16 protein-coding genes and 3 pseudogenes are annotated in these 26,973 nt (G+C 66.7%); 16 read left to right on the top strand and 3 right to left on the bottom strand.

The genetic code is table 11. From position 1 onward, the window contains the following. Positions 1–7: 7 nt before the first annotated feature. From SZN_RS15245 to SZN_RS15225, 5 genes are all read left to right on the top strand, one after another. The gene (locus SZN_RS15245) at positions 8–4,723 is read left to right on the top strand and encodes a DEAD/DEAH box helicase (RefSeq protein ID WP_043730806.1); all 4,716 of its coding nucleotides are present in this window, start codon (positions 8–10) and stop codon (positions 4,721–4,723) included. Further along, positions 4,720–6,237 (top strand): nuclease-related domain-containing DEAD/DEAH box helicase, encoded by a 1,518-nt coding sequence (locus SZN_RS15240; RefSeq protein ID WP_007495910.1) that lies wholly within the window; start codon positions 4,720–4,722, stop codon positions 6,235–6,237. Before SZN_RS15245 ends, SZN_RS15240 begins: the two co-directional genes overlap by 4 nt. Continuing rightward, entirely contained in the window at positions 6,234–9,413 is a 3,180-nt protein-coding gene (locus SZN_RS15235; RefSeq protein WP_007495909.1) for a helicase-related protein, read from the top strand. Before SZN_RS15240 ends, SZN_RS15235 begins: the two co-directional genes overlap by 4 nt. Next, positions 9,394–11,196 (top strand): DUF1998 domain-containing protein, encoded by a 1,803-nt coding sequence (gene drmB / locus SZN_RS15230; protein WP_007495908.1) that lies wholly within the window; start codon positions 9,394–9,396, stop codon positions 11,194–11,196. The genes SZN_RS15235 and drmB overlap by 20 nt, the downstream gene beginning before the upstream one ends. Positions 11,197–11,355: 159 nt before the next feature. Next, complete coding sequence (locus SZN_RS15225) at positions 11,356–11,544, top strand: hypothetical protein (RefSeq protein ID WP_032767136.1); 189 nt, start codon at positions 11,356–11,358, stop codon at positions 11,542–11,544. Here SZN_RS15225 and SZN_RS42565 read toward each other — a convergent pair. Further along, positions 11,525–12,190: a very short patch repair endonuclease gene (locus SZN_RS42565; RefSeq protein WP_244313362.1), complete on the bottom strand. Its 666-nt coding sequence runs from the start codon at positions 12,188–12,190 to the stop codon at positions 11,525–11,527. The two genes, SZN_RS15225 and SZN_RS42565, sit on opposite strands and share 20 nt — an antisense overlap. A gap of 137 nt (positions 12,191–12,327) precedes the next feature. On the opposite strand from SZN_RS42565, the gene SZN_RS15215 reads away from it, so the two are divergent. The 6 genes from SZN_RS15215 (at position 12,328) to SZN_RS15185 (ending at position 21,165) form a co-directional block, all read left to right on the top strand. Next, positions 12,328–13,773, top strand: coding sequence for a DNA cytosine methyltransferase (locus SZN_RS15215; protein ID WP_244313361.1), 1,446 nt, complete (start codon positions 12,328–12,330; stop codon positions 13,771–13,773). Positions 13,774–14,044: 271 nt separating this feature from the next. Further along, entirely contained in the window at positions 14,045–16,627 is a 2,583-nt protein-coding gene (locus SZN_RS15210; protein ID WP_007495904.1) for a Z1 domain-containing protein, read from the top strand. Between the two features lie 23 nt (positions 16,628–16,650). Further along, positions 16,651–17,628: a PD-(D/E)XK motif protein gene (locus SZN_RS15205; protein ID WP_244313363.1), complete on the top strand. Its 978-nt coding sequence runs from the start codon at positions 16,651–16,653 to the stop codon at positions 17,626–17,628. Next, positions 17,625–19,505: a hypothetical protein gene (locus SZN_RS37670; protein WP_139063552.1), complete on the top strand. Its 1,881-nt coding sequence runs from the start codon at positions 17,625–17,627 to the stop codon at positions 19,503–19,505. Before SZN_RS15205 ends, SZN_RS37670 begins: the two co-directional genes overlap by 4 nt. Next, positions 19,502–20,404, top strand: coding sequence for a hypothetical protein (locus tag SZN_RS38620; protein WP_139063551.1), 903 nt, complete (start codon positions 19,502–19,504; stop codon positions 20,402–20,404). Before SZN_RS37670 ends, SZN_RS38620 begins: the two co-directional genes overlap by 4 nt. Continuing rightward, complete coding sequence (locus SZN_RS15185; RefSeq protein ID WP_007495897.1) at positions 20,404–21,165, top strand: DUF6339 family protein; 762 nt, start codon at positions 20,404–20,406, stop codon at positions 21,163–21,165. Before SZN_RS38620 ends, SZN_RS15185 begins: the two co-directional genes overlap by 1 nt. 81 nt (positions 21,166–21,246) lie before the next feature. On the opposite strand, the gene SZN_RS15180 is transcribed toward SZN_RS15185, so the two are convergent. Together SZN_RS15180 and SZN_RS42560 are read right to left on the bottom strand one after the other, a co-directional pair. Continuing rightward, positions 21,247–22,554: a restriction endonuclease gene (locus SZN_RS15180; protein WP_007495895.1), complete on the bottom strand. Its 1,308-nt coding sequence runs from the start codon at positions 22,552–22,554 to the stop codon at positions 21,247–21,249. A 257-nt stretch (positions 22,555–22,811) separates the two neighbouring features. Then, positions 22,812–23,411 (bottom strand): annotated as a pseudogene (locus SZN_RS42560) (serine hydrolase); the annotation flags it as partial. On the opposite strand from SZN_RS42560, the pseudogene SZN_RS15170 reads away from it, so the two are divergent. The 5 genes and pseudogenes from SZN_RS15170 to SZN_RS15150 form a co-directional block, all read left to right on the top strand. Next, positions 23,394–24,062 (top strand): annotated as a pseudogene (locus SZN_RS15170) (IS256 family transposase); the annotation flags it as partial. The pseudogenes SZN_RS42560 and SZN_RS15170 overlap by 18 nt on opposite strands. Positions 24,063–24,224: 162 nt before the next feature. Next, on the top strand, positions 24,225–25,589 hold the full coding sequence (locus SZN_RS15165; protein ID WP_007495888.1) for an IS4 family transposase: 1,365 nt from the start codon (positions 24,225–24,227) through the stop codon (positions 25,587–25,589). A gap of 13 nt (positions 25,590–25,602) precedes the next feature. Continuing rightward, positions 25,603–26,160: pseudogene (locus tag SZN_RS15160) on the top strand (IS256 family transposase); the annotation flags it as partial. 63 nt (positions 26,161–26,223) lie between these two features. Then, complete coding sequence (locus SZN_RS43495; RefSeq protein ID WP_043730764.1) at positions 26,224–26,505, top strand: endonuclease domain-containing protein; 282 nt, start codon at positions 26,224–26,226, stop codon at positions 26,503–26,505. A gap of 163 nt (positions 26,506–26,668) precedes the next feature. Continuing rightward, a partial coding sequence (locus SZN_RS15150; protein WP_007495884.1) for an IS21 family transposase occupies positions 26,669–26,973 on the top strand: 305 nt, incomplete at its 3' end.

Below are 26,973 nucleotides of genomic sequence, written 5' to 3'. Positions count from 1 at the left end.
CGTGGCGATGAATCGAGCCGGTTGGATTCCCGACGAGCGTCTGGTTCGCGAGGTCGACGACCTCTTCGAGCGGGCGACCAACTCGTATCGTGCGAACTCGCACCTGATCGCGGAGCATGCCAATCAGGAAGAGTCCATCCGAGTCGGCGGTTACTCGAACCGCACGCTACTGGAGCTGGTGCAGAACGCGGCCGACGCGATGTCGGGAGCCGCCGAGCACGAGGAGGGGGCCGGGCGGGTCGAGATCGTCCTCGACCTCGATCGCCAGACCTTGTACTGCGCAAACGCCGGGCGTCCGTTTTCGCGTAGCGGCCTGACCACGCTCGCGCACGCGCACCTCAGCGGTAAGAGAGGCGATGAAATCGGGCGGTTCGGACTCGGGTTCAAGTCGGTACTCGCGGTCACCGACGCTCCGCAGGTGTTCAGCCGGTCGATCGCCTTCGAGTTCAACTCTCCCAAGGCGAAGGCGGCCCTCGCGGCGATCGCCCCCGCATCCAAGAGGCTGCCGGTCCTAAGGACCCTGACGCGGATCGATGCCGACGTCGAGTTCGCCGAGGACCCGATCCTGGCCGAGCTGGCGGAGTGGGCGGTGACGATCGTCAGACTGCGGCGCGCGTCGAGGTTGGAGAACCTCCGGAAGGAGATCGAGGAGTTCCGCTCCGAGTTCCTCCTCTTCGTCAACTCGGTGCGCGAGGTTCGGCTCCGGGTCGTCGGCGCCGACGCCGACTTCGTGACGAGCCACGTGTCGCGTGACCTCGGTGACGGTAGGTTCCGCATCGAGCGTCCCGACGGTGACCACGAGGAGTGGTACGTCGAGAATCGGATGCACGCACCCAGCCCCGAGGCTCGGACCGAGGTCGGTGAAGCGGTGTCGCGTGACCGGATGAAGGTCACGGTCGCCATGCCGGCACGGTTCGCCCAACTGAAGACGGGCGGGTTCTGGTCGTATTTCCCGCTCCAGGACAGGACGTCGGCATCCGCCCTCTTCAACGCCCCTTGGAGCGTGAACGACGACCGCACCACGCTGCTCGCGAACACGTACAACCGGGAGATCCTCGTGACTCTCTCCGGGATGTTCCTCGACATGTTGCCGAAGGTCTCGTCCTTCGACGATCCTGCAGCGCACTTGGACTACATGCCTGCACGTGGTCGCGAGACCCACTCGTTCGGCGATGAGATCCTCTGCGTTCATATCCCGCAGCTCGGATGCGAGAGGGCTCTGATCCCCGATGCTGCAGGTGTACTGCGCACGCCGCCGGAGCTCCGTCCTCTCGACTTCCGCGTCAGCGAGGCGTCCGAGCGCGACCACGAAGAGTGGATCAAGTCGCCCCACACCAGTGGCGATGTGCCGCACTGGCGTTGCTACGCCAACAATCAGCGTATGACGCGTCTGCGGACGCTTTACGTGTGCAGTGTCTCCTCCGCCTTCGTCGACTCGCGGCCGAGGGATGAGGCTAAGGCGCTGGAGAAAGTACCCAAGAGAGGCGTCCTGTCGTGGCTGCGCGAGTGGGCGGAAGGGGCCGACGCGGCCTCTGCCGCGAGAGCGCTCGACTTCGTGCTGCGGAATCCCAGAGTCGACGGCATCGGCTCCGCGAAGGTCATACCCACGACTGACGGCATGAAGTCCGTCAAGGATCGCGGTCAGGTCTTCCTCCATCGCGTGGAGGGCATCGAGGTCGAAGGATCGTGCTTCGTCGGTCCGGATTTTCTGGCCGTTCCCGGCGTCGAGAAGAAGCTCGGTGACAGGGGCTTCCGAGACCTGGACCCGCTCGCGAAGTTCGAGGCCAGGATGGCCAAGCTGTCGCCGGAGTCGGAGGACGACGAGCTTCCGAAATTCTGGGACGCGGCCGTCGACGTGCCCATAGCGCAGGCGCAGAAGGTCGTGGCGGGCAACAAGGCAGGTGCCCTCAAGGTTCCGACACGCGACGGCGGCTGGGCGTCCCCCGAGTACGTACTGGACATCGACGGCCTCGGTGACGGCATTGCCGACCGAGTGTTGGACAGGACGAAGTGCGTTCCCCAGATCGCCCATGCAGCAGGCGTCATCACAGAGCCTGTGGCTTCGTACTCGGTCGAAGAGGAGGTCCATTTCGACGACTACTGCCAGTACGTCCTGGATGAGCTGAACCGGAGGTTGGGGCCCGGGGAGCGCCACGTCGAAGAGGTCGAGTTCGACAAGGGCGACGGCCCGGGTCCGTTCTCGGCGCTCCTCATGCTTAAGGAGGCGGAGGCGCCTGAGGGCATCCGCGAACACTGGACGGAGAGGCTGCTCAGGCTCGACGAGACGGGTCACTGGCTCTGCACGGACGTCGACACGGGGCTCACCCACCGAGTCGCTTCCCCGGTGCGATGGGCGGTGGACCAGGCTGGCCTGCTGAAGTCGAGCCGCGGTTACCGGGCTCCCGGTCACGTCGTCTCCGCGTCGCTCGTCGAGTACGAGGCCCTGCTGCCTCTCTTCCGCGGACCGCGCCACGTCGAAGACGCCCTGGCACTGCCGAAGGGGCTGGACGAGGTTCCGGCGGAAGTCATGCGCGATGCGCTCCGATCGGAGGTCCTCAAGCCGATCAAGAACGGGGCCCTGACGGGGTTCGTCCTCACTGCCGGCAGGACCGCATTCCCGGACGGGCGTCCGGCACTCATCCCCGCCAGGGTTGGACGCGCCATCGAGGCGAGGCGACCCGACGCGGTGTACTTGGCGACGACCGAAGAAGAACGCAGGTTCCTCAGCATGAGGCAGAAGCCGTACCTCAAGGCGGACCCTGACGAAGCGGAGCTGCTCGTCGAGGAGGTCGGATGTCGTCGGTTCGAGGACAGCTTCTCCTTCTCGCTGCTGGTCGACGGCCGGCAGGGCGAGGAGCGCGTCATCGACTTGTACGCCGGGCTGCGTTCGACGTTCGTCGAGGACAAGGTCGTGAACGCGACCGTGGCGAAGGCCGTCCAGATCACGAAGCGCGTGACCACCGAGGACGGCGTCGAGGACCAGACGCTCGAGTGGCATCTCGAGGGGCTGACTCTTGTGGTCCATGCCGACCTCGACGAAGAGCGCGTTCTGCAGATCGTCAACGGCGCGTTCGACCTGCGTCTGTCGAGCGCCGAGCTGAGCGACATCCTCCGAGCACGTGCAGACCAACGTCTGGAGGAACAGCGGCAGGCCGCCCGGGCCGCAACCGGTGATGCGGAGCGCCTGGAGATCTTCTTCGGCGACGACACGCTGAAGGAGTGCCTGCCGAAGGGGCTCTGGCAGGCACTCGAAGGGCAGGGCCTGGTGGACGACTCCACGTCCGTTGCGGAGCTCTTCCTGACGGTCTACGGCAGCGACTCGATCAGATTCCTCAAAGATCAATTCAGCGTCGAGGGATACACGGACGTTCCCACGGCGTGGGCGGGGGGAGCGTCGACCGTCGCCTGGCTCCGGAAGATGGGATTCGGCACGCAGTATGCCGGACGCCGCGGTCGGCACCAGGACGAGGAGTTCGTCGTGCCCGGTGCCGTGAGGCTCAACCCTCTGCACGATTTCCAGAAGGAGATCAGCCGGGAGCTGAAGGAGGTTCTGACGTCCCGGGAAACGGATGGGCGCGCACGCAAGGGCATGGTGGAACTTCCGACGGGAGCCGGAAAAACTCGCGTCGCCACCGAAACCGTGCTGCGGCTCTTCGTCGACGGCGACATGAGCGGAACCGTGATCTGGATCGCGCAGTCGGAGGAGCTCTGCGAGCAGGCGGTGCAGACGTTCGAGACCGTCTGGCGATGGCTCGGCGACGAGCGTCCGTTGACCATCGGCAGGCTCTGGAACTCCAACGTGGTCCACGAGCCAGATACCGAGTTCAGCGTGGTCGTGGCCACCGACGCCAAGCTCGACAGGGTTGCAGACACCCCCGAGCACGAGTGGCTCAGTCGCGCGTCCGCGGTGTTCATCGACGAGGCGCACCGGGCGGGCGGGTCGAAGATGTACACGAAGATCCTCAGGTGGCTCGGAGTCGACGGCCGTAGCTGGGAGCGGCCTCTGGTGGGCGTCTCGGCCACCCCGTTCAAGGGGAAGAGCGACGTCGTCACCAAGCCGACGGAGGAGCTGGCGGCCCGCTTCGGCCACCACATCATGAGGGCCTTCGGAGGCAACGCCTACGAGGAGCTGTCGAAGAGGGGCGTCCTCGCGCGGGTTCGACACGAGGTGCTGAAGGGCGTGGACGTCGCGCTGAAGCCGGATGAACTCGAGCAGGTGCAGTCGTGGCGCAAACTCGAGCCCAAGGTTCTCGACCGCATCGGGCGGGACCAGGCCCGCATGCGGATCCTCGTGGAGGACATTCTTCGCCGGGACCCGGAATGGCCGATCCTCGTGTTCACTCCGAACGTCCTGTCCGCCCAGGTCCTCGCCGCCACGCTTCGTTACCGGCAGGTCGCGGCCGAGGCGGTCAGCGGCCAGACCGGACGGCAGGCACGCCGTGACGTAATCGAGAAGTTCAAGAAGGGGGAGATCCGGGTCCTGGCCAACTGCGATCTGTTGATCCAGGGCTTCGACGCACCGGGTGTCCGGGCCCTGTACATCGCGAGGCCGACGTTCAGCCCCAGCGCGTACATCCAGATGGCCGGCCGCGGACTGCGTGGCCCCGCGAACGGCGGCAAACCGGAGTGCCTCATCGTGGACGTCGCCGACAACTTCGGGGCGGTCAACGATTTCCTGGGATACCGCGCCTACGAAGACCTCTGGCGAAAGCAGGGAGCATGATCCTGGTACCGGATCTCGCCGACGTCGAGACGACGACCACCAGCAACGCCGAACGGCGCGTGGCGCGACTACTGCGGGCGATCGACGGGCCCCACGGGGCGGTCGCCTTCCACTCGGTGAAGCTGCGGAGTCATGCGGTCAAGCAGCAGGGGGAAGCCGACTTCGTCGTGCTCTGGGACGGTGTCGTCGTCATCGTCGAGGTCAAGGGCGGGGGCGTCAGGAAGTACGACGGCGTCTGGTACTCGATCGACCGCCACGGTGACTGGAAGAAGCTGCGCGAGTCCCCGATGGACCAGGCGCAGTCGGCGATGTACGCGTTGCGCGGCATTCTTCAGGAGGAAGGCGTCGGTTGGTTCGCGACCGAGGCCGTCGCCCTCACCCCCGACATCGACGCGCCTCCGGCCGCGGTCGAGTGGAAGGGGAGCCACTGGTGGGCCAGGGACCAGATGACCATCGCGGCGATGACGGAAGCCTTTGAGAAGGTCGCCGATGAGGCCAGGATCGCACCCTTCGGAGTCAGGATCGCTCGGTCCGAGACCCTGCGGGCGCGCCTCTTCGGCGAGTTCACGCGGATGCCCGTTATCGATGCACAGCGGGGCGCCGTCCTGGAGGAGCAGAACCGGGCGACCGAGGGGCAGGCACGGGTCCTGGCCGCGCTCTCCCGAAACCCGAGGATGCTCGTCTTCGGCGGTGCGGGCACCGGAAAGTCCCTGGTGCTGGTGGAAGGCGCGAAGCAGGAGGCGGGCGAGGGAAAGTCGGTTCTCATCACCTTCCACTCACCCGCCCTCGTCGACTTCTTCGGTCCGCGGATCGAGGGCAGAGACATCGATCTTCTTCCGTTCGCGGACTTGTCAGGTGACAAGCAGTACGACGTCGTCTTCGTCGACGAGGCGCAGGACCTTATGAACGCCGAGGGTATGGACGCACTGGACTCCGTGATCCGCGGAGGTCGCGAGGGCGGTCGGTGGAGGATGTTCCTGGATCCGAACAACCAGGCGCGCGTCGACGGCGAATTCGACCCTGATGTCTGTGAGCTGGTCCAGCAGGAGGCGCTCCAGTACGACCTGGACCGGAACGTCCGCAACACCCGGGCGATCGTCCACGTCGTGCAGGAATACCTGGGCGCCGACGTCGGAGACCCGGGCATCGTCCACGGTGACCGAGTGGAATGGCGGTGGTCCGATGAGACGGCCGACGTCGACGCGGCGGAATCCGTGGCCCGGGACCTCGTCGCGGACGGCGTCCGTCGTCAAGACATCTGGATCATCAACGTCTCCGAGGGCGCCGAGCCTTATAGAAGCGAGGCCGGGTTCCTCGTGACGAACCCGCGGTTCGCCAAGGGGCTGGAAGCAGAGCACGTCATCGTCTGCGGCCTGCCCCGTGAGTACGACGATCGGGGCCTGGCCGCCTTCTACGTGGCAGTCACGAGGGCGCGGGTCACGCTCCACGTGATCGCGTCCAAAGAGGACAAGAAGCGGCTCCAGGCTCTTCTTCGAAAGCAGGTCTGCAAGTGAACCTCACCGTGGCTCAGAAGAAGGCCCTGGAACACCTTCGAGAGTCCTACGTAGGGCCCGAGGCGGGCGATGACGAGGTCACGACGAACCTGCCTCACCGGCAGTACGCCGTCGGCATGCTGTTCCCGGTCGAGGCCGGGAATCGAGGGACTCACGGCGGCGGAGACACGGACGAAGACGTTTCCGCCGACGTCCCGGACGGCGAGGTGGAGGAGAGCGGCGCCGGGGTCCCCCTGGCAGAGGACTGGAGGCCCTCGTCCGTCGCGATCTCCCTCGTCACCGACGGCGATTCCGTCGACGTCGACTTCTCGTGCGGCACGTACGCCGTCGTCGACGGGGACGGGCCACCCGGATGGCGGCGTACTCCGTTCTCCGCCGGCGTCATCGAACTCCGGCGGGAGAAGAAGATTGAGCGCCTGTCCGTGGAGGGTGTTTCGGTCGAGGTCGGATCGCGCTGGCGCGTCTTCGGGGGAAACTCGTTGGTCACCGTCCATGTACGGGTTCTGACCGAGTCCACGGGTGACGACCGTCTCGACATCCCCGGGATGCTGTTCCAGGTCCGTCTGGCCGTCACTCCGCCCGCTGGTGCAGAGATCCTGGAGTACGACACGACGCGTTCGTTCGACGCCGATCCGGAAGCCGCCGAGCTGCGTCTGCGGTACCGCAACCGAAAGGTCTACGCGGTCGGGCACGGAATGGCCGCGGACTGGGAGTTCACGGCTGGCCGTTGCACACGGATCTTCCTCGAACCCGTCCCGGCGTTCGTGGTGCCCGCCGTCGAGACCACGGGGTTCGACGAGGGGACGGCCGAAGCCGGGGCCTTGGAGCTGAGGTACCTCCAGCAGATCGACGAGGACCCCGGAGCGGTACTGCAATCGTTGGACGCCTTCGTCGAGGCGTTCGCCGGCTGGGCTTCCCGGCAGATGGAACGGGCGGAAGCGTTCGGCGACGACAAAGCCGTGGCCGTCCGTATCGCCGAACGTTCGGAGAACACGGTCGGCAGGATGAAGAAGGGCGTCGATCTCCTCCGGTCACCGGAACAGCAACATCTCCGAACAGCATTCTCACTCGGCATGGCCGCCATGCGCCTTCAGATGCGGCAGGGGGCGATCAACCGTGGGGAGCCGGAGGACCAGGTGCGGGAACCGGAGTGGCGGCCGTTCCAACTCGGCTTCCTGCTAGTCTCGCTGGCTTCCACCGTTGACGAGAGGCACGAGGACCGGGGACTCGTCGACCTCATCTGGTTTCCGACCGGTGGTGGTAAGACCGAGGCATACCTGGGTCTCGCCGCGATCGAGGTCTTCCGCCGACTGCTCGACCACGGTACGGCCGGTGGGGGAACCGCCGTCATCACCCGCTATACCCTGCGGCTCCTGACCGCTCAGCAATTCCAGCGGGCCGCGGCATTGGTCTGTGCGATGGAGAGGTTGCGGGCCACGGACGGCCGGGCGAAGGGGATGGCGCCTTTCTCGATCGGTCTGTGGGTCGGCAACGAAGTCACCCCCGGTACGCGTGGAGAGGCGCGTGACGCGCTCAAGCGTCTTCAGAAGGCGGCGCGTCCGGAAGAGGCGAACGAGTTCCAGGTCGAGAGCTGCCCGTGGTGTTTGACGCCGATGGTGCCGAAGCTCAGGAGCGACAAGCCGCATGACTACGGCATGCGTCTGGTAGGACCGGACGTCGTACCCCATTGCGTCGACGAGTCGTGCGAGTTCACCGACGGGCTTCCGCTCGCGGTCGTCGACGAGGTGCTGTACGAGGAACCGCCCACGATCCTGCTGGCCACCGTCGACAAGTTCGCACGTCTTCAGTTCAAGCCGGAAGCCGGGAGGCTGCTCGGTCTCGGGACCATTTTCAAGCAACCGTCCCTGATCATTCAGGATGAGTTGCACCTGCTCTCGGGGCCGCTCGGGACCACCGTCGCCGTTTTCGACGCGGTGATCCAGCTCCTGCTGAGCCGGTCGGGGGTCAGCCCCAAGATCGTGGCTTCGACGGCCACCATCCGCGCGTCCGAGGAACAGGTGGGAGGGCTCTACGGACGAAAAGTCGCCCTGTACCCGCCGTCGGGGCTCGACGACGACCGGACGTTCTTTTCCCGCCCCGTCGAGAGCGGAGAAGGGCGTCTCTACGTCGGTTTGATGCCGCAGTCGGTCTCGCAGCCGTCGGCCGTCATCGCCGCCGTCACCCCCATGGTGGAGATGCCGGAGGCACTCGCCGCCCGCGCTCCGTCCGCCGCGCCACGGGACGCATACTGGACACTGGTCATGTACCACAACAGCCTCCGCGAGCTCGGGCGTACCGGAACGCTGGTCGTCGACGACGTCAACGGCCGTCTGGAGCCTCGTGCCGAAAGGCTCGGTTTCCCGCTGCGTCCCGTCAGGGCCGGAAAGGTCCTCGAACTGACGAGTCGCCGCGGAGCGGAGGAGCTGCCGAACGACCTCCGTGCGCTCCGGATCGGGGTCGACGAGTCGTCGGACGCCGTGGACGTGGTCCTCTCGTCGAACATGCTCTCCGTGGGCATCGACATTCCGAGGCTCGCGCTGATGCTCATGGTGGGGCAGCCGAAGACCACGGCCGAGTACATCCAGGCCACCAGCCGTGTCGGGCGTGGAGACACGCAAGGCGTCGTCGTCACGCTGTTCCGGTCGAGCAGGGCCCGCGACCGATCGCACTTCGAGACCTTCCGCGGTTATCACGAGGCTCTTTACCGGAGCGTAGAGCCCACGAGTGTCACGCCGTGGTCGTTGGCCTCGCGCAACCGCTCGCTCGCCGGCGCACTCGTGGCGCTGTTGAGGCAGTCGTTCAGCGCGCTCGCTCCGAACGAGGCCGCGGGTCGGCTCGACCTCGGGGACGACAAGATCCGCGAAGCGGTCGACCGACTCGTCGACGGGTTTCTCGGTTACGTGACGCGCGCCGACGGTCTCGAAGCGGAGGAGACGCGCTCTGCGGTGGGCAGCCTTCTAAGGGATTGGGACCGGCGGGCGGCACAGGCACGCGAGGCGGACGAGCCGCTGTACTACCAGCGCACGAAGAAGGATCAAGCAGCTCTGTTGAAGAGGTTCGGTCAGCCCGGAGAAGGGTGGCTCGTCGGAGACTCGATGAGGTCTGTGGAGCCAAACGTGGCGGTCGAGGTCCAGGAGCCGCAGGAGGAGGTGCACCGTGGAGAAGATCAGGCATGACCTGCGCCTCTCCGAGACGATCTCGCCGTTCGGTGCGGGAGCGATCGTCGACGTCCGGGGTGAGTCGCTCATGGCGCCGGACACGTCCTGGTGGGACAAGAGATTCGCCCATGAGATCAGCTGTGAGCGTCTGATGGCGCGCCTCGGTGCCGGCGTCCTCAGGCAACCGCCGGAACATGCGGGTCGCGCCGGTAAGGACACTCCCGCGTTGCCCTACTGGCGCTTTCCCGCTTGGCGGTTCTGCGAACGCTGCGACAAGCTCTCGAAGCTGACCGGGAAAAAGAAAGGTAAGTGGAGTAACGCCTGTGAGTGTGGCGGCGCGCTCGTACCGATGCGCTACATCGCCGTCTGTCAGAAGGGCAGCCACGCCCAGGACGTCAACTGGTTCAAGTGGGCGCATCGTGGGCGCGGGGCGAGCCTGAGCGAAGCGGTCCGTTTCTGCCGCGATTACAAGGCGCTCAGGTTCCACAAGCTGGCCACCCGTGGCGAAGGTCTCGCGGCGTTGGTGGTGAAGTGTTATGGATGCGGAAACGAGCGCAGGCTCGCGGAACTCGTGACGAAGGGGGCTCTGCACCGGGACGGGATCCGTTGCGCGGGGCGGCAACCCTGGGAGCCGGAGGACTCCGTCAAGAAGCCCTGCCCGTACGAGCTGGTCGCCGTTCAGCGCGGTGCCACGGGCAACTACATCGCCGAGAGGATCTCGGCTCTCGACATACCGGAGGAACGTCCGCAGTCCGCGGAGACGTCCGACAAGATCCGCGGGCACGTGTTCTTCGAGAAGGTGGTGACGGACAACGGCGGGCCCCTGTCGGAGCAGGTGGCGGAGTGGATCGCCGACGATCTCGGAGTTATGCCGGAAACCGTCCTCGCCGTGGCGGCGGGGGAGGAGACCGCACCGGACGAGATGCTGCTCGATCTCAAGGATGGTGAGTGGGCGGCGTTCCTGAAGAAGCTGGACGGTGGACGCGACGGTTCGGGAAGCGACTTCGTCGTCGACGGACGAAGCCTCGGAGGCGTCACAGGACCGCAGAGTCTGCTCGGCAAGATCAGCGGCATCGGGCAGGTGCGCAGGGTCCGTGAGGTCCGTGCTCTACGAGGATTCCGGCGTCATGACGCAGAAGCGGCGATGATCAGCGTTGATCTGGGCTCGGACCAGCGGCGTTGGCCCACCTACCCGGCGATCGAGCTGTTCGGGGAGGGGATCTTTCTGCGGTTCGACGAGCGGAAGCTCGCCGAGTGGGAGGCGCAACCGGAGGTGGAGGCACGCGCCGGCATTCTCAAGGAGCGCAGGGCCGACTCTCCCTGGGCCGGCCGCCTCGACATGCCGGAACCCAGGTACATCGCCCTGCACACGCTGGCGCACCTGCTTATCCGGCGACTGGCGTTCGCAAGCGGTTATGCATCCGCCGCGCTGCAGGAGCGGATCTACGCGAACTCCGACCGTACGGACAAGACCGCCGGGATCTTGATCTACACCGCGGCGGGGGACGCTCAGGGGACCCTCGGCGGCCTCGTCAGACTCGGGGCCCCCGAGAAGTTGATCCCGCTCCTGGTGGCCGCTCTGGACGACGCGGATATCTGTTCCAACGACCCGGTCTGCATCGAGAGCGATCGGCACGGAGCCTCGCAGCTGAACCTCTCGGCCTGCCACGGTTGCTCCCTGGTGAGCGAGACTTCCTGCGAAACCGGAAACCGGCTGCTCGATCGACAGCTGGTGCTGGGCGGAAGCGATGTGAGGGGACTCTTGGACGATGTTCTGGCGGAGGTCCGACAGCCAAGTTGATGTGGCGGCCGTCCTGTGACGCGCAACGTAGGACGGGCCGTAGTGGCTCGTTGCGGTTTGCGAACCCGTGCAGAGCGACTACGGGGTCTGGTCACTCTGGATGCGCCTGCTGCCCCAGGAGGAACAACGGGGGTGGGAGCGGCGTGCGATCCTGGCGGCATGATCCGAGAACCGGCTGAGGCCCTGGTGCGTGAGGACGGCTCCGTAGAACTTCCCATGGGGATTCTCGTCGAGGCCGGCCTGGCCCCCGGCGCCCGGCTCCTCGCCTACAGCGACGGAGACGGGCGGATCGTACTGCGAAGGGAGGTGGACGCCCTGGACGATCTACTCAACGGCCGTCCGCTCTGAGCACACGGGCGGTGCGCTCTTCTTTGGACTCCTCCAGTCCGAGTCGTACGAGGGCGGCCGCATCGTCGATCGGCGTGTGCTCCCAGACTCGGACCACGAACCAGCCGTGTTCCACCAGGACGCGGTCCGTCTCTCTGTCACGGCTCTTGTTGCCTTCGATCTTCGACACCCAGAAGTCCCTGTTCGTCGATGGGATCGACCGGTGAGTGGAGCACCCGTGCCAGTAACAGCCGTCCATGAACACCGCCACCTTGTGCTTGGTGAAAAGTACATCCGCGGTTCGGCGCAACGTGGCCACCGGCCTGGCGTTCACCCTGAAGCGCAGCCCTTCCCGATGCAGAGAGGAGCGGAGCCTGAGCTCGGGCTTGGTGTCGCGTGCCCGATTGGAACGCATCGACGCCCGGGTACCGCTCGACGAGGCCCAGGAGTTCCCTATCTCCTCCTCCACCAGGAGCCCGGCTTCTTCGGCCAGGAGCCAAGCGGCACGAAGGTTGGCACTCCGGGTGGGGTGGTCCACTGCGCCGAGGGAGTATCGGTGTCTGCGTCCTGCGACCGCCCATTCGAGTCTGGCGACGACGTGCCCCGTCCTTCGAGACTCGGTCAGGACGACGGTGGCGGGTACTTTGACGCCGGACTCGTCGCTCACGAACCGCTTGGCGTGACCTCCGGCAGCCCGATCCTGTTCACGTTTGCGATCAGTCCTCGTCATGCCGGCCCTGGGGCGCCAAGCGCGGGAGGGCGGGCGGTAGGCAGAGGTGTGCCGTCGGCTCGCGGGGCCGTCGGATGATCCGCGTGAAGGGTGCCCAAGGTCCACTCCTTGAGCTTAAATGGCTGCATGACCTGATCGAGCAGTCCGAAATGGACCTGATTGGGGGCCGGCACGAAACGCTGTTGAGCTGTAGAGTCAGGAGATTGCCTTCCGGCCTGGTGGCTGGCTACAGTGCGCCAATGCGCCAACCACACAATGAAGTCGACGCCTCCGAAGTGGAGACGGGGGAGCCCGGTCTCCCTCCGCTGAGGACGATCGACCTCTTCGCCGGCTGCGGTGGGCTGACGCAGGGCTTCATCGACGCGAAGTGCGGCGGCCGTCCGGTGTACCGGCCCGTCGCGGCCGTCGAGCTCGATCGGGCAGCGGCGGCTACGTACGCGGTGAACTTCACCGAGAAGTTCGGGGCGCATATCCACCAAGGGGACATCGCGGACTGGGTCGACAGGCCCGGAGGACTCCCGGAAGCCGACATCGTGTTGGGCGGTCCGCCCTGCCAGGGGTTTTCGAGGCTTGGAAACCAAGATCCGAACGATGCGCGCAACCAGCTTTGGCGCCATTATCTGGATGTGGTTTCAACCGTCCGGCCGATGGCTTTCGTTATGGAGAATGTCGACGCCTTCAGGAATTCTCCCGAATTCGAACTCTTGCGCAGAGAAGTGCGGGATGGGGGAGCTCTCTCCGAATACTTCATCTACGATGATCTTCTCAACGCTGCTGATTATGGTGTGCCGCAACGACGTTTCCGTGCGATTGTCGTCGGAATCCGAAAGGATCTACGATCCGCCGTGGACTCGGCTCGTCTAATCGATGACCTGACGGACATGGAACTACAGGCCGCGCTCATCCCGACTCCGGCTGCCGGGCCCGAACGCACCGTATGGCAGACGATTTCCGACCTCGTGCTGCGCAAGCTCTCCTCCGACCTACCCACCCGCGAAGTGTCCGCTAACGGGCGTAAGATCGCTGGCCCGTTCCGTATGGACGAGCTTCATCTGCGCCGAAACGGCATAAAGCCGATCTCGATGTCGCGCTATCGTTCCATTCCCGAGGGGGGAAACCGGTTCGACATCCCCTTCGAGTTGCTTGCGCCTTGTTGGAAGAAGCACAAGAGCGGTTCCGCCGACGTCATGGGGCGACTGCACCGCGACAAGCCGTCGGTCACCATCCGTACGGAGTTCTTCAAACCGGAGAAGGGCCGTTACCTGCACCCTTGGCTGCATCGGCCCATCACACACCTGGAAGCGGCCAGACTGCAGGGCTTCCCGGAGTCTTTCCAATGGTGTGGAAGCAGGAGCGACATCGCACGGCAGATCGGTAACGCCGTGCCCGTCGGGCTGGGACGGGCCATCGCCGAGCACCTCGCCCCGCTGCTACTCGCTCAGCGGGACCTTCAGGCAACGACCACGGTGAAGGCTCCCCGTCCGCCCAAGCGGCGACGAAAGCTGGCGGCGGCGGCCTGACCGGTCCTGCGCAGAACGTTCGATGATTCTCTACGGGGAACTTCCCGCATCCGGGCCCGGTTGTCGGTGCGCGCGGATATAGAGTTGTTTCATTGGACACCGACGCCGGGGCCTCAACCGTTGATTCACCTACGGGAGGGTGAGCGGTGGTGGCCGTGGCCGACCTGACGTCCGCGGCCGACGGGCGCGCGGGTCCGACGCCGCTCGTACGGCGGTCGACCCGTAGGCCACCCCTACGATCGCGGCACGCCGTGTATCCGAGGGGTGGGGCTTGCAGGAGTTCGAGGATCAGTACGAGGCGTTCAAGCGCCTGATCAAAACGCACACGCCCGAACAGGCGTTGGCGACGATCAAGCTCTTCGGCATGTCCGACGAGCTCGCCAAGCGCATCGCGGAGCGCCATCAGCAGGAGACCATCGCCGTCCGCGAGAAGCGGGAGCCCGGTTCCGTCGTCCGGAACAACCGCGAGACTTGGTACGTCGGCCCCCAGGACGACGACAGGTGCTGGCCCGCCCTCAGGAACCTGCTGGCGAAACAGTCGTGGAACGAGGACAGCCTGCGCGGCCTCGACTCCGCTTCGACCAAGGTCGTTTCTATGCTCGACCACCCCCTAGAGAGCGCCTTCTCTACCAGAGGGCTGGTCGTCGGCTACGTGCAGTCGGGTAAGACCAGCAACTTCACCGCGCTCATCGCGAAGGCGGCCGACGCCGGATACAAGTTCTTCATCGTCCTCGCCGGCGTCCACAACGGACTGCGGCTCCAGACCCAGCTCCGACTCGAGCGGCAGCTCGTGGAGCCGGTGATAGACCAGTGGCACCCGCTCACCGGTCGCGTCGGGGACTTCGAGCCTCCCGCGGGCAACCCGGCGGCCTTCTTCGGCGACAAGAGTCAGCAGCACGTCCTTTGCGTGATCAAGAAGAACGTGCCCAGGCTGCGGAAGCTCAAGGCGTGGTTGGCAAAGGCGCCCGACTACCTGCGCAACTGCCCGACACTGATCATCGACGATGAGGCCGACCAGGCGAGTGTCGCGTCACGTAGCACCAATCCGCTGATCCGGGAGATCATCGACCTGTTCCCCCGCGGGGGATACGTCGGTTACACCGCCACGCCCTTCGCCAATCTGCTGATCGACCCCGCCGCCAAGGACCTCTATCCGGAGGACTTCGTCGTCAACCTGCCGAAGCCACGCGGACACTTCGGCACCGAGGTTCTGTTCGGCCGGGACGCTTTGGACGGTGAGGACCCCGAGGAGGTACCGGACGGATACGACATGATCCGAACGGTCCCCGACGAGGAGGTGCCCCTCGTTCGACCGGGACGAGACGAGATCGAGGGGTTCGTACCCGAGATCAGCGGTGCCTTGAGGACGGCAGTCCTGTACTTCTGGCTCGTCACGGCCGCCCGACGAGTGCGCGGTACGGGGGTGCCCCACTCCACGATGCTGATCCACACCAGTGTCAGCACCGTCGTCCACGAGAGCTTCGAGATGCCTTTGGAGGCGTTCCGCAAGCGGACGGCGGGGTGGCTCGATGCCGCGGACGGGGAACTGCTCGAGGAGCTGAGGCGGCTCTGGGAGGCCGAGATCGTCCGCGTTCCCGGCACCGAGCCGGACCTCGGGGAGACGCCCGTTCCCTACGACGCTCTCCTGCCGTTGCTGGCCGGTGTGGTGGACGACTGTCGCATCATCCTGGACAACTCGAAGAGCGTGAAGCGATTGGACTACGAGGCCGGCCCGGTCGTCGCCATCGCCGTGGGCGGCAACACTCTGTCGCGTGGCTTGACCCTGGAAGGGCTCGCCGTCAGTTACTTCGTGCGAAACGCCACGACGTACGACTCTTTGCTGCAGATGGGCCGCTGGTTCGGCTTCCGCGAAGGGTACGCAGACCTGCCGCGCATCTGGATGACGGACGGGATGCGGGACTGGTTCAGGCACATCGCCACCGTCGAGTCGGAGATGCGTCGGGACATCGATGTGTACATGGTCGAGGACAAGACGCCCAGGACCTTCGCCGTCCGCATGCGGACCCACCCGTCACTCCGTATCACGGCGGCGGGCAAGATGCGGGACGCGGTGAAGGCGAGTGCGGCGTACGGAGGACAGCGTGTGCAGACCCGCTACTTCCGTACGCGGGACGCCGAGTGGTTGCGGGCCAACCGGCAGGCCGCCCACGACCTCGTCGACCGCTCCCTGCGATTGGCGGGAGCCCGACACCAGGACAACGGAATGCAGGGCAGGCACATCCTCCGAGGTGTGCCCTACGACGTCATCCTGGACTTCCTCGACGAATACCGCTTCCACGGCAAGTCGTTGGAGTGCGACGCGGGTCTGTTGCGCAGTTACGTAGAGCGTCGGGTGCGGTCCGGGGGCGGCGGTTCGCTGAAGCGCTGGAACGTGGCGATCATCGGCAATCCGCTCAGCGCTGATCCGGAAAAGCGGTACGAGTTCGGCCCCGGGCTCGCCGTGGACCGCGTCATCCGAGCGAAGCTCGGCGAGAGCGGAGGCGACGCCGCCGACATCAAGACCCTGATGAGCCGTCGCGATGCCGGCGTCGATCTCGACCTCGGTGCGCTGACGGAGATCAACGAGGCGGCGCTGAAGAACGCCAGGCGCGAGCAGGCGCCCGACACCGCGTTGCTGACCCTGTACCCGATCGACGCTCTATCGCCGTCACCGACGAACCGCGAGAGGCGTGCCCCGCTCGATGCCGTCGACCACGTGATCGGCGTCGGTCTGGTCTTCCCGATGCCTCGGGGTGAGGACAGTGAGGTGGAGTACTACAGCGCCGACCTGTCCCGCGTACAGGACGACGAGGAGGAAGACCTGTCGTTGCTCTTCGAGGAGGACGACAGTTGAGCGGGGGCGCCGATCTGCGGCGTGTGCTCGACCGGCACTGGGCCGAGTTGGATCTCGCCCCACTCGGCCCGGGAGCTGCTCTCAGGACCTCTCCGCTCCCCGTCGTCACCGAGCACGGGGCGGTCGCTGCGGCTACCGACGGTGACTCGTTGCGTCACTTGCTGATCCCCCTCCGGGGACGTCGACGTATCCCCACCGGGCGGATCGGCGGAACACTCCGCGTCATGGAGCGGGCGTTGCAGGACGACGAGACCTACGGACGTTTCGCGGATATCGTCTGCACCCGCAGGGATCTCGACGACGTCTTCACGGGGCTGTGCTCCGACGTCCTCGTGGCACTGGAGGCGGACGGGCGGCAGCCCTACCGCACTACGCTGGCGGTGGTGAACCGCTGGCGTCAGCTCTTCAGCGGCATACCCCGCACGCTCACCGAGACGCAGGAGATCGGCCTCATCGGCGAGTTGTCGGTCCTCCTCCACCTGCTCGTCAAGGACCCGGGCGCCGTGAGGTGGTGGACCGGCCCCGAGGGAGGACGGCACGACTTCTCCGACGGCCTCCGCGCCGTGGAGGTGAAGAGCACACACACGACCTCGGAGCGTAGGACTTTCGACGTCCACGGACTCGACCAGCTGGAGGCACCGCAGGACGGTCGTCTGACGCTGGCCTGGCAGCGGTTCGAAAAGAGCCCGCGGGGGCGGACCGTCGGTGAGCTCGCCGCGGAGGCGGCCCGGATGTGCGACGACGAGTCGGAGCTGTGGCTTCGACTGGCACGTGTCGGCTATCGGCACGGACAGACGGACGACGAAGGCGCACTGCGCGTGTCACCGCTTGAAGAACGTTGGTACGAGGTCGACGGGGCCTTCCCCCGCCTCACGGCGGAGCCGGTACCCGACGCACTCCTGGACGTTCGCTACACCGTCGACCTGGCCGGTGTCCACTCGCCGGTGCTGGACGACGCGGCCGTGGATGCCTTCCTGGACGAGCTGGGGTGGACGCCATGAGCGCGGAATCCCCGCGTTGGTCGTCCGAGCCCTACGCCCCCGGCGGCGGAGGGACGGCCGAAGGTGCCTTGAAGAACCTCGACGGCACCGAGCTCGACCCGCTGACACTTCTGGTGAGGGAGTCGGCTCAGAACAGCTGGGACGCACGAACCGGGGACGGCCCGGTGGACTACCGAGTGGAACTGCGCACCCTCGGACCCAGTGAGGCTCCGGTGTGGCGCGAACTCCTGGCCGCGGGCGCGCCTCAGCTGCGACACCTCAAGCTCCGGGCCTCGCTGGCACGTCCCGCCCCGCGCATCCTGACCGTGACCGACACGGGGACGAGGGGACTGGGCGGACCCACCCGCGCCGACGTCGCGGTTCCCGGGCAGTCGGACTTCGCGTCGTTCGTCCGCAAGACCGGCAGCTCCAGCAAGGTCACCGGCCGTGGCGGCACCTACGGTTTCGGGAAGGCGGTTTTCCACCTCCTCTCCGCATCGCACACGGTGATCGTGCACACGCGCTGTCGGGTGGACGACCGATTGGAGACCCGACTCATCGGGTGGGCGGTCCACGAGAGCTACACCGTGGAAGGCGACGACGGTGCGAAGACGTTCACCGGCCGCCACTTCTGGGGAAGGGTCCGCCGCGGTTACGTCGAGCCGCTGGTCGGGGATGAAGCGGACGAGGTCGCCGGAAGTCTCGGCCTGAACTCCCTCCCCGACGGCGACACCGGGACTTCCGTCGCGATTCTCGACCCGGTCTTCGGCGAACGCGACGACGCCGAGGCCATGAGGTGGATCGTCGACGCGATGGTCTGGAACCTTTGGCCGAAGATGCTCCCGGAGGGAGGAGACGCCCCCATGCGCTTCTCCGCCCACCACGAGGGCCTGGCCGTCCCCGTTCCCAGGCCGTCGGAGGTGCCCCACCTGCGACCGTTCGTCTGGGCCTACGACGACATGACCCGTCTCGTCGAGCACAAGTCCATGGGGCGCGTCCTCGGCCGACTCGGTATGCGGAAGTTCATCTCCCCTCAGGGAAGGCCCCCTCGGGTGGCGCAGGAGGCGGGTATCGGGGACCGGCTTCACCACACGTGCCTGATGCGGCCGGTCGACCTGGTGGTGAAGTACCTCGAAGGTCCCCCCTTCTTCGAGGAGAGCGGGGGTTACGCCGCGATCTTCCGTGCCGACGCCGCAGTGGACCGGGTCTTCGCGGCGGCGGAGCCCGCATCGCACGACGCCTGGTTGGTGGACAAGCTCAGTGGCGACGACCAGCGCCTGGCCAAGCACGCCCTCCGGAAGATCAACGACGCCATGAAGGAGACTTCCGGGCCTGCCCGGGTGGCGAACGAGACGGGCGAAGGCGTCTCCCTCGCGGGGATGAGCCGACTCATGGCTGGACTCATGGCGGGTACGGCGGGGGAGGGGGCGGAGGCAGTTTTCGCCGCGGGTACGACGCCCCCGGGAGGTTCCTCGGGCGCCGGACGAGGCTCCGGGGGGCCGGCCGGAGCCGGTGGGATCCCCGGTCCCAGAGGAGGATCGAGCGTCCTCTCCGATCGCAGGCGCGTTCTGTACGACGGAGCCCCCGAACACGACGTGGTGGACGGTGAAGCCGTCATCGTCCAGCGATTCACCCTGCCCGACGCGGGCTCCTACGTCGTCCACGGTCGCCCCGCCGTCGCGTTGGGCGACGGACGCGGTGTCGAGACGGAGCCGCCCATCGGAGCGTCGATCCCCACTGTGCTGGGATGGCGTGCGGGGAGCGGACCCGTGACGGACGGGTCCTCGTTGCACACGGTCGGCGGCGACGGCACGGTCTGGTCGCTGGTCGTCCGGCCGGCCCCCGACACCATGACCGAGGTGACGGTCGTGGCCGAGGCAGGGGGTGACGATCGGTGAATCGTCGCGCCTACCCCTATCGCAGCGCGGCCGTCGGGTCGGTGACGATGGCCGAGTGGTCCCTCAAGTCCGAGGACGGGGAAGCCGTTCCGCTGCCCGCCTTCATACCCGACTGGGACTTCCAGAGAGACCTGTCCCTCGAGACGGTGGTCGAGGTCGACCTCGACGCAGTCAGGGCTTCGGCCGGACTCCCATACGAGGCCGAGCTCGCCCTCTCCGCGATCTGGAGCTCCACCGGCAGCGGCCTCCGGCGACTGGCCCACCGAATCACACTCCACGGTGGGGGCACCCGCTCGGCGCAGCTCTCGTTCACCGTGATCGGACGCGACAGCGGCGGCCGATTGTCCCTCGACACCCAACTGGTTCTCGCGAAGGCCCAGGACAATCCGGATCCGACCGGCCCCCGACGCGCGGGGTCCGTGCTCTGGCAGCACCGGGCCGGGGTGCGGCTGCAGGGCGACGCGTCGCAGTTCCCCATGGCCGTGATCGACTTCAAGAGTGCCGGCTACCCGGAGAACGCTCCCTGGTACCTTGACGTCGGTCCGAACCTGGAGGCGGCGACGATGGGCGCCGTCGTGCTGCTCGTGAACAGCGGCACGCCGGTCGTGCTCAACGCGCTTCGCCGCGCGGAGAAGGCGTCATACGCGGAACGGCTCATCCAGTCCGCCGTCCGCCAGGACGTCGTCCGCCTGATGATCGAGCGGGCCGTGTCCGACGAAGAGCTGACGGACTCGTCCCGGTTCGAGCCGGACACGCTCGGTCACACACTGCTCGGCCTTCTGCGTACCTTCCTCCCCGGTACATCCCTCACCTCCCTGCGCATGACGCGTCGCACGGATCCGGCGCTCTTCTCGGCGAAGATCCAGCACGCCGTCGGCTTCTTCTCCAAGGAAACGTAATGGTGCACCTGTATCCGCGGCTTCTGCCCGCGGCCGCGGCCAACCTCCGGGAGGAGTGCCTACACCGTTCCGTCGAGTACCTACGTGATCGTTCGGCTCTCTCCCACTCGGCCATGTTCTACGCGGCCACCGGCGGGTCCCGTCTTCCCGAGCGGAGCCTCGGCTCCCTACGCGAGGCGGTGCTCGCGTGCGCCATCGAACGCGGCTATCCCGCCAAACCCGGCAGGAGGCAGGCGGCGGGTTTCGACATCGACGTGGCGACGGTCCTCCACCGAGACTCGGGCATCGTTCCGGCGGAGGCGGTCGCGGGTGACCTCTGGGCCTTCCTCTCCCTCGTCGTCCTGCCGGACGTGTCCGCGTGGAGATTCGCGGACCTGCATCGCGACCGGGTGCTGGGGACCGACGTCACACGCCACGTCTTCGGCCGGCTGTGGTGGCGAGCACACCTTCTGTACGACGAGGACGGAGGGAGGGAGGACCTCTACGCCTCGTTGTCCGTGCTCAACGAGTCGGACTTCGACCAGATCTACGCCCGACGCACCTCGATCGGCGGGAGCCCGCATCTGGTGCGGGCGATCGTCAGGGTGTGGCAAACGCTCGACGTTCCGCCCAACGCGGAGAGGCGGGTACTCCGCGATTTCCTCATGCGTGTGCTCAGGCTCAACGCCTTCATCTCCTTCGACTCGCTGCCGGCGGAAGTACTCGACGAGGAACTGGAAGGCGTGTTCCGGGAGTCGCTGTCCGTGGTGGCCGGAGGGTGAATCCCCGAGTGCCGTCAGGCGCGTTCACGCTGGAAGAAGAGCTGCCGGGGTTCACCGTGTGTAAGGACGGCCGGTGGCCGGCTACTGCAGCAGGATTTCCTCGGGGCGTCGGTTCGTGATCGCGACCTCCCGTCCGGCGAGGACGTGCTCGATGCACGCCGCCAGGTCGCCGCCGTGGTCGTCCCTGGCCATGCTCCGCAGTTCCGCGACCAGGCTCGTGCCGTTGAGGAGGATGATCGGATACTGATCCTCCACCATCTCGGTCTGTGCCGACTCGGAGTAGGCGCCGGTGGTGACGTAGACCCCGATCCACCCGCGTCGGAGCCGGGCTACCACCCGGGCGATCTGCTCCGCCGTGATGAGTGTGTCGGGTTTGACGCACTTCGCCTGCCCGAGCACGACGAGGCTCGTGCCCGCCAGGCCGCTTCCGCCGCCGAGGTCGAGACGTCCGACGAAATCGGCTCCGCCGTCACCCGACCGACGTGTGAGCCAGCCTTCCACGTACCCGTGACCCGCCCCACGCAGTACACGAGCCGCCACCGCGGCGGCCAGAGCCTCGAAGTCGTGCTTGCGGCCGTCGAAGTACTTGTAGATCGTTTCCAGGTCCGCCGCTTCACCACTGCCTGGCTTCGGGCGTTGATCACGCACCTTCGCCACCTGAGCCCGGGCGACCCGGCGACGCAGTCCCGGGAGGGCCGAGGAACCGTGCTTGACCCACTCCCGCCATGCCCGTGGCGCGAGGTTGAGTGCTTGAGCGTGGGACACGCCCTCGTCCCTGCGGGCCCCGATCCATTCCCAGTCGACCGTGTCGTCCTCGGAGGTCAAGTCAATGAGGGCGATGTCGTAGACGTAGTTCACGAACGGGGTGTGCTCGCGGCCTCCCCATTGCACCAACCGTTCGGTCCGCTCGATGACGCCGAGCCCACAGAACGCCACATGGCCCTTTGGTTTGCCGTTCCGGGGCACTGCGCGGAACAGCAGCAGAGGCGTGGCGGCGGCTCGTTCATCGGCGGTACGCCCCTGGTGGTCGGTGAAGGCGTCGAGTAGGGCGGCGTTACCGGTGGTCGTGCCGGGCGGAACGCTCGAACCGGCCTTGTGATCGCCGAAATAGCGGACGTGGCCGTTGTCCATGTCGAAGACGTCGTGCCAAGGCGTCTGCTCGGTGCCGGCCTTCCAGGGACTGGAGCGGATGAGGATCGCCGGGCGCCGTATGCCGTCGGGGGTGGAGACCTTGGCCATCCCGTTGATGCCGGCTTCCAGAAGAGCCCGTTTGTGGCCCGACGAGTGCGTCACGTGGTGGAAGTTCGGGAAGCCGTCGAGCGACTCCGGCTTCGGGTCCTTGCCGCTCGCGTAACGGTAGACCTGTCCCACCCGCAGCTTCCCACCCACAGCTGGCCATCTCCCTGGACTCGCTCCCCTATGTGTCATCACGACAGTAGCGGCGGGTACTGACAGAGCGGTGTGCTTGCTCCGGGGTCGAGGATCTCGGAGGGTCCCGCCGGCGGCAGACGGGCGCGCTACGGCGATGCCCGGCTGACGCAGGTCGGGTCGAAGGGAGGTGCCTGGCGTCCATCGCCCCGGGTGGCCAAGCGGATGACCGAAGAATCTCCCGCGGTCTCACCGCCAGGGACGCCGACCGGCTTCGCGAGAGCCTCGCGCACCGTCTCGACCAGGGAGGACGCACGCACATCGTCGATGCCCCCGACGATGTTGTTCATCGCATACCCGAAGGCGGCACCGTGCTCCGGATCGGCGAAGGCGAGCGACCCTCCTCGACCCGTGTGGCCGAATGAGCTTGACCCCAACATCGGGTTGCTCTCGGTGGGCAGCATGTACCCGGCGCTGAAGCGGCTGGGGATCAGCATGACCTGATCTTTCCCGCCAGCCTGCTCCTCGGCCGCCAACGCCAGGACGGCCGAGGAGAACAGGCGCACGCCGTCCACCTCACCGATCAGCGCGGCGTACATGCGGGCAAGCGCGCGGGCCGTACCGATGCCATTGGAGGCCGGGAGCTCCGTCGTTGGTGTCGAATCACCGAGCAGCAGGAGGCCCTGGTGCAGCAGTCTTGGATGGCGTCCCGCTGTGTGGTGTAGGGGATCTCCGCGGTTGAGTGCGCGGGTTCTGCTCCCTCGGGTGCACCGTCTGCCGGTGTCTGCTCCCTGCTCAACTGGCAGGCCACCGTGCAACTGTCCGGAGTGAACGGGCAGTTCGACCCCAGGGGGTGCACGGTGGCCTTGTCCCAGCATGACCTACTTCGCCTGCTTGAGTCACTACGTTCGGCCGATGGTCTTGAACTCGTCCGCGAGGTCGCCGAGCGGCTGCTGCAGGAACTGATTGAGGCCGAGGCCACCACAAAGATCGGCGCCGAGTGGGGCGAACACTCCGAGACCCGCACGACCTGGCGCAACGGCCACCGGGAGAAGACGGTGACCACACAGGCCGGCGACCTGGAACTCGCCATCCCGAAACTGCGGGCCGGGAGTTTCTTCCCGAGCCTCCTCGAGCGCCGGCGGCGCATCGACCAGGCCCTCTACGCGGTGATCATGGAGGCATACGTCCACGGCGTGTCCACCCGCTCGGTCGATGACCTGGTCAAAGCCCTCGGCTCTGACACCGGGATATCGAAGAGCGAGGTCTCCCGGATCTGCGCTGAGCTGGACGATCAACTGGACGCCTTCCGGACCCGGCCGCTGGACCACATTCGGTTCCCCTACCTGTTCCTCGACGCCACCTATGTCAAGGCCCGCGTCGACCACCGCATCGTCTCGCAGGCGGTCGTCATCGCCACCGGTGTCACCCAGGACGGCGGCCGCGAGGTCGTCGGTGTCATGGTCGGCGACAGCGAGACTGAAGCGTTCTGGACCCAGTTCCTGCGTCACCTGCGCGAACGCGGCCTGAGCGCAATGCCGTTCGGTTAGGGGTTCGATCGGCGGTGCAACTTTCGGCGTTTCGGCTGGTGATACGGGTGCAGCCCTTGTAGTGGTTCTCGGGTCCGCCAAGACTCGTGTTCCTCAGCAAGGGCTGCAGTGTCTGATTCTGTCATTACGCATGCTCCCGGCGTGTTCGCCGTGGGGCACCTGGGCGAGTTGACCCGGGTTGTTCCGTTCGATCTCGTCGACGAGGCACTCGCGTCTGCAGGTGGTCTGCAGCAGCGGGTGCGGCGGCTGCCGTCGCGGGTGGTGGTCTACCTCCTGCTCGCCGGCGCGCTGTTCACCGGGGCGGGCTGGACGGGGATCTGGTCCCGGCTGGCTGCCTCGCTGTCCGTGCCGCTGCCCGTACCGGCGCGTTCATCAATCACGGCTGCGATGCGACGGGTCGGCCCCAAACCGTTGAAAGCACTGTTCGACCTGGTCAAAGGCCCCGCAGCGGTGACCGCGACACAGGTGACACGGTTCGCGGGCAGGCTGGTGGTCGCGATCGACGGCACCCAGATCGCCCTGCCGGACACGCCCGCGAACCTGTTGGTGTTCCCCAAGGCGAAGGCCGGACCGAACGGGCCCGCCGGTTACCCGATGCTGCGTCTGGTCACGCTGACGGCCTGCGGGACCCGAACCCTCATCGACGCCGCCTTCGGCACCGACGCGACCGGCGAGCTGACCTACGCCCGTGACCTGGTCACCGCCGCGGGCACGGCCAGAGCACTCCGGCCCGGGATGCTGCTGCCGGGTGACCGGAACTTCTCAGCCACCACGTTCGTGGGCACCGTCGCGTCCACGGGCGCGGACTTCCTCATCCGGGCCAAGACCCACAGCACAGCGCTCAAGCTGCCGATCCTGCGTCGTCTGCCCGACGGCACGTTCCTGTCCCACATAGGTGAAGTCACCGTCCGGGTCATCCCGGCCACCATCACCCTCACCCCTGCCGACGGCACCGGCAAGCACACTGCCGCCCACCACGCCTACCGGCTCGTCACCAGCCTGCTCGACCCCGACGAGGCGCCCGCCACCGCTCTGGTCAGGCTCTACCGAGAACGCTGGGAGATCGAGACCAGCTACTGCGAGCTGAAATCGACCGTCCTCGGCGGCCGAGTCCTGCGCGGCCGCCACCCGGCAGCCGTCACCCAGGAGACCTGGGCACTTCTGGTCGCCTACCAGGCACTACGCACCGCGATGAGCGACGCCGTCCTGCACCGGCCCGACATCGACCCCGACCGCGCCGCATTCACCATCGCGCTGAACACGGCACGTGACCAGATCATCCGGGCCGCCGGCATCATCCACACCCAGACCGACCTCGTCGGACAGATCGGCACCGCCGTACTCAACGGACTCCTGCCCGCCCGCCGAGACCGGTCCCGACCCCGCGTGAAGAAACGAGCGATCAGCTCCAAGTACCGCGCCGTCGGCCGCAACACCGACCATCGAACCCACAGAACCACCGTCCACATCGAGATCAACGCATCGCCAAGCCCGCCAGACGACTAACCGAACGGCATTGGGCCTGAGCGGCGTTCGCCCGGTCATCTCCGACAGCCACAGCGGCCTGGTCAAAGCGATCCGCAAGGTCATGCTCGGCGCCGCCTGGCAAAGGTGCCGTGTTCACTTCGTCCGCAACGTCTTCGCCGTGATCCCGAAGGGGTCGGCGGAGATGGTCGCCGCGACGATCCGCACCGTCTTCGCCCAGCCCACCGCGGACGCGGTCCGCACCCAGCTCGACACGGTCGCCGACATGCTCGGCCGCCAGTTCCCCAAGGTCAGAGAAATGCTGCTGGAGGCGAAGGAGGACCTGACCGCGTTCGCGGACTTCCCGCACCAGCACTGGAAGAAGATCCAGTCCACCAACCCGCTGGAACGGCTGAACCGGGAGATCAAGCGCCGGACCGACGTCGTCCAGGTCTTCCCGAACCCGACCGCAGTCCTCCGCCTGGCCACCGCCGTCCTCGCCGAACTCCACGACGAATGGATCGCCTTCCCCCGCCGCTACCTCTCCAACGAGAGCATGGATGCCCTCTATCCCGACGACACGACCGTCCTGCCGGCCGCATCAAACGACTGATCCCCTACACCACGTCAAGGGTCATGACCCCCCCGGGGTAACTGCAAGCTGTGTCAGGGGATCGTGACTCGAGCCAGTAAGCACACGCGGTCGTTCTTGGATGTGCATCTGCTCTTCGAGCATCAGGGGTACAAGTGCGCCATTTGCCCGGTTGTGCATGCTGACGGAGATGGCCTGCACCTTGATCACGGCCATGAGTGTTGCCCCAACAAGGGTGAGTCCTGTGGCCAATGCATCAGGGGATTGCCGTGCTGGGGATGCAACGGGGGTGTGTGTACTTCCGTGGTACGAGCGCATCCGCGGTCCATCGCCCCCGTATCCGCCGCTGGAGTCGTACCTGAGTGATCCTCCAGCAGCAGCACTTGGGCTAACGACGGCCCCGCCTGGGAGCGAGTAAGGCCGAAAACTGTCGCCGTTCCGTGAACCGTGACCCCCTATCGGTCGATGAAAAGTGACCCCTTCCGTGATCAAGTGATCAGTCTGGCTCCATGGGAGTCAGGTGGAAGAGGTGATCGGTGTGGAGGACTGGGCTGAGATCCGGCGGCTCCACCGTGCGGAGGGAATGTCGATCAAGGGGATCGCGCGGCATCTGGGGATCGCCCGGAACACCGTGCGGCGGGCCGTGGCCAGCGACGATCCGCCGAAGTACCGGCGGGCGCCGAAGGGCTCGATCGTGGACGCGGTGGAGCCAGCGATCCGCGAACTGCTGGCGAAGTACCCGCGGATGCCCGCCACGGTGATCGCCGAGCGGATCGGGTGGGAACGGTCGTTGTCGGTGCTGAAGCGGCGGGTGCGGGAACTGCGGCCGGTCTG

Origin of the sequence: Streptomyces zinciresistens K42 (assembly GCF_000225525.1) — a bacterium.
GTDB lineage: Bacteria > Actinomycetota > Actinomycetes > Streptomycetales > Streptomycetaceae > Streptomyces > Streptomyces zinciresistens.
The sequence above is the reverse complement of the archived record's forward strand: the minus strand, read 5'-3'. Positions and strand labels throughout refer to the sequence as shown.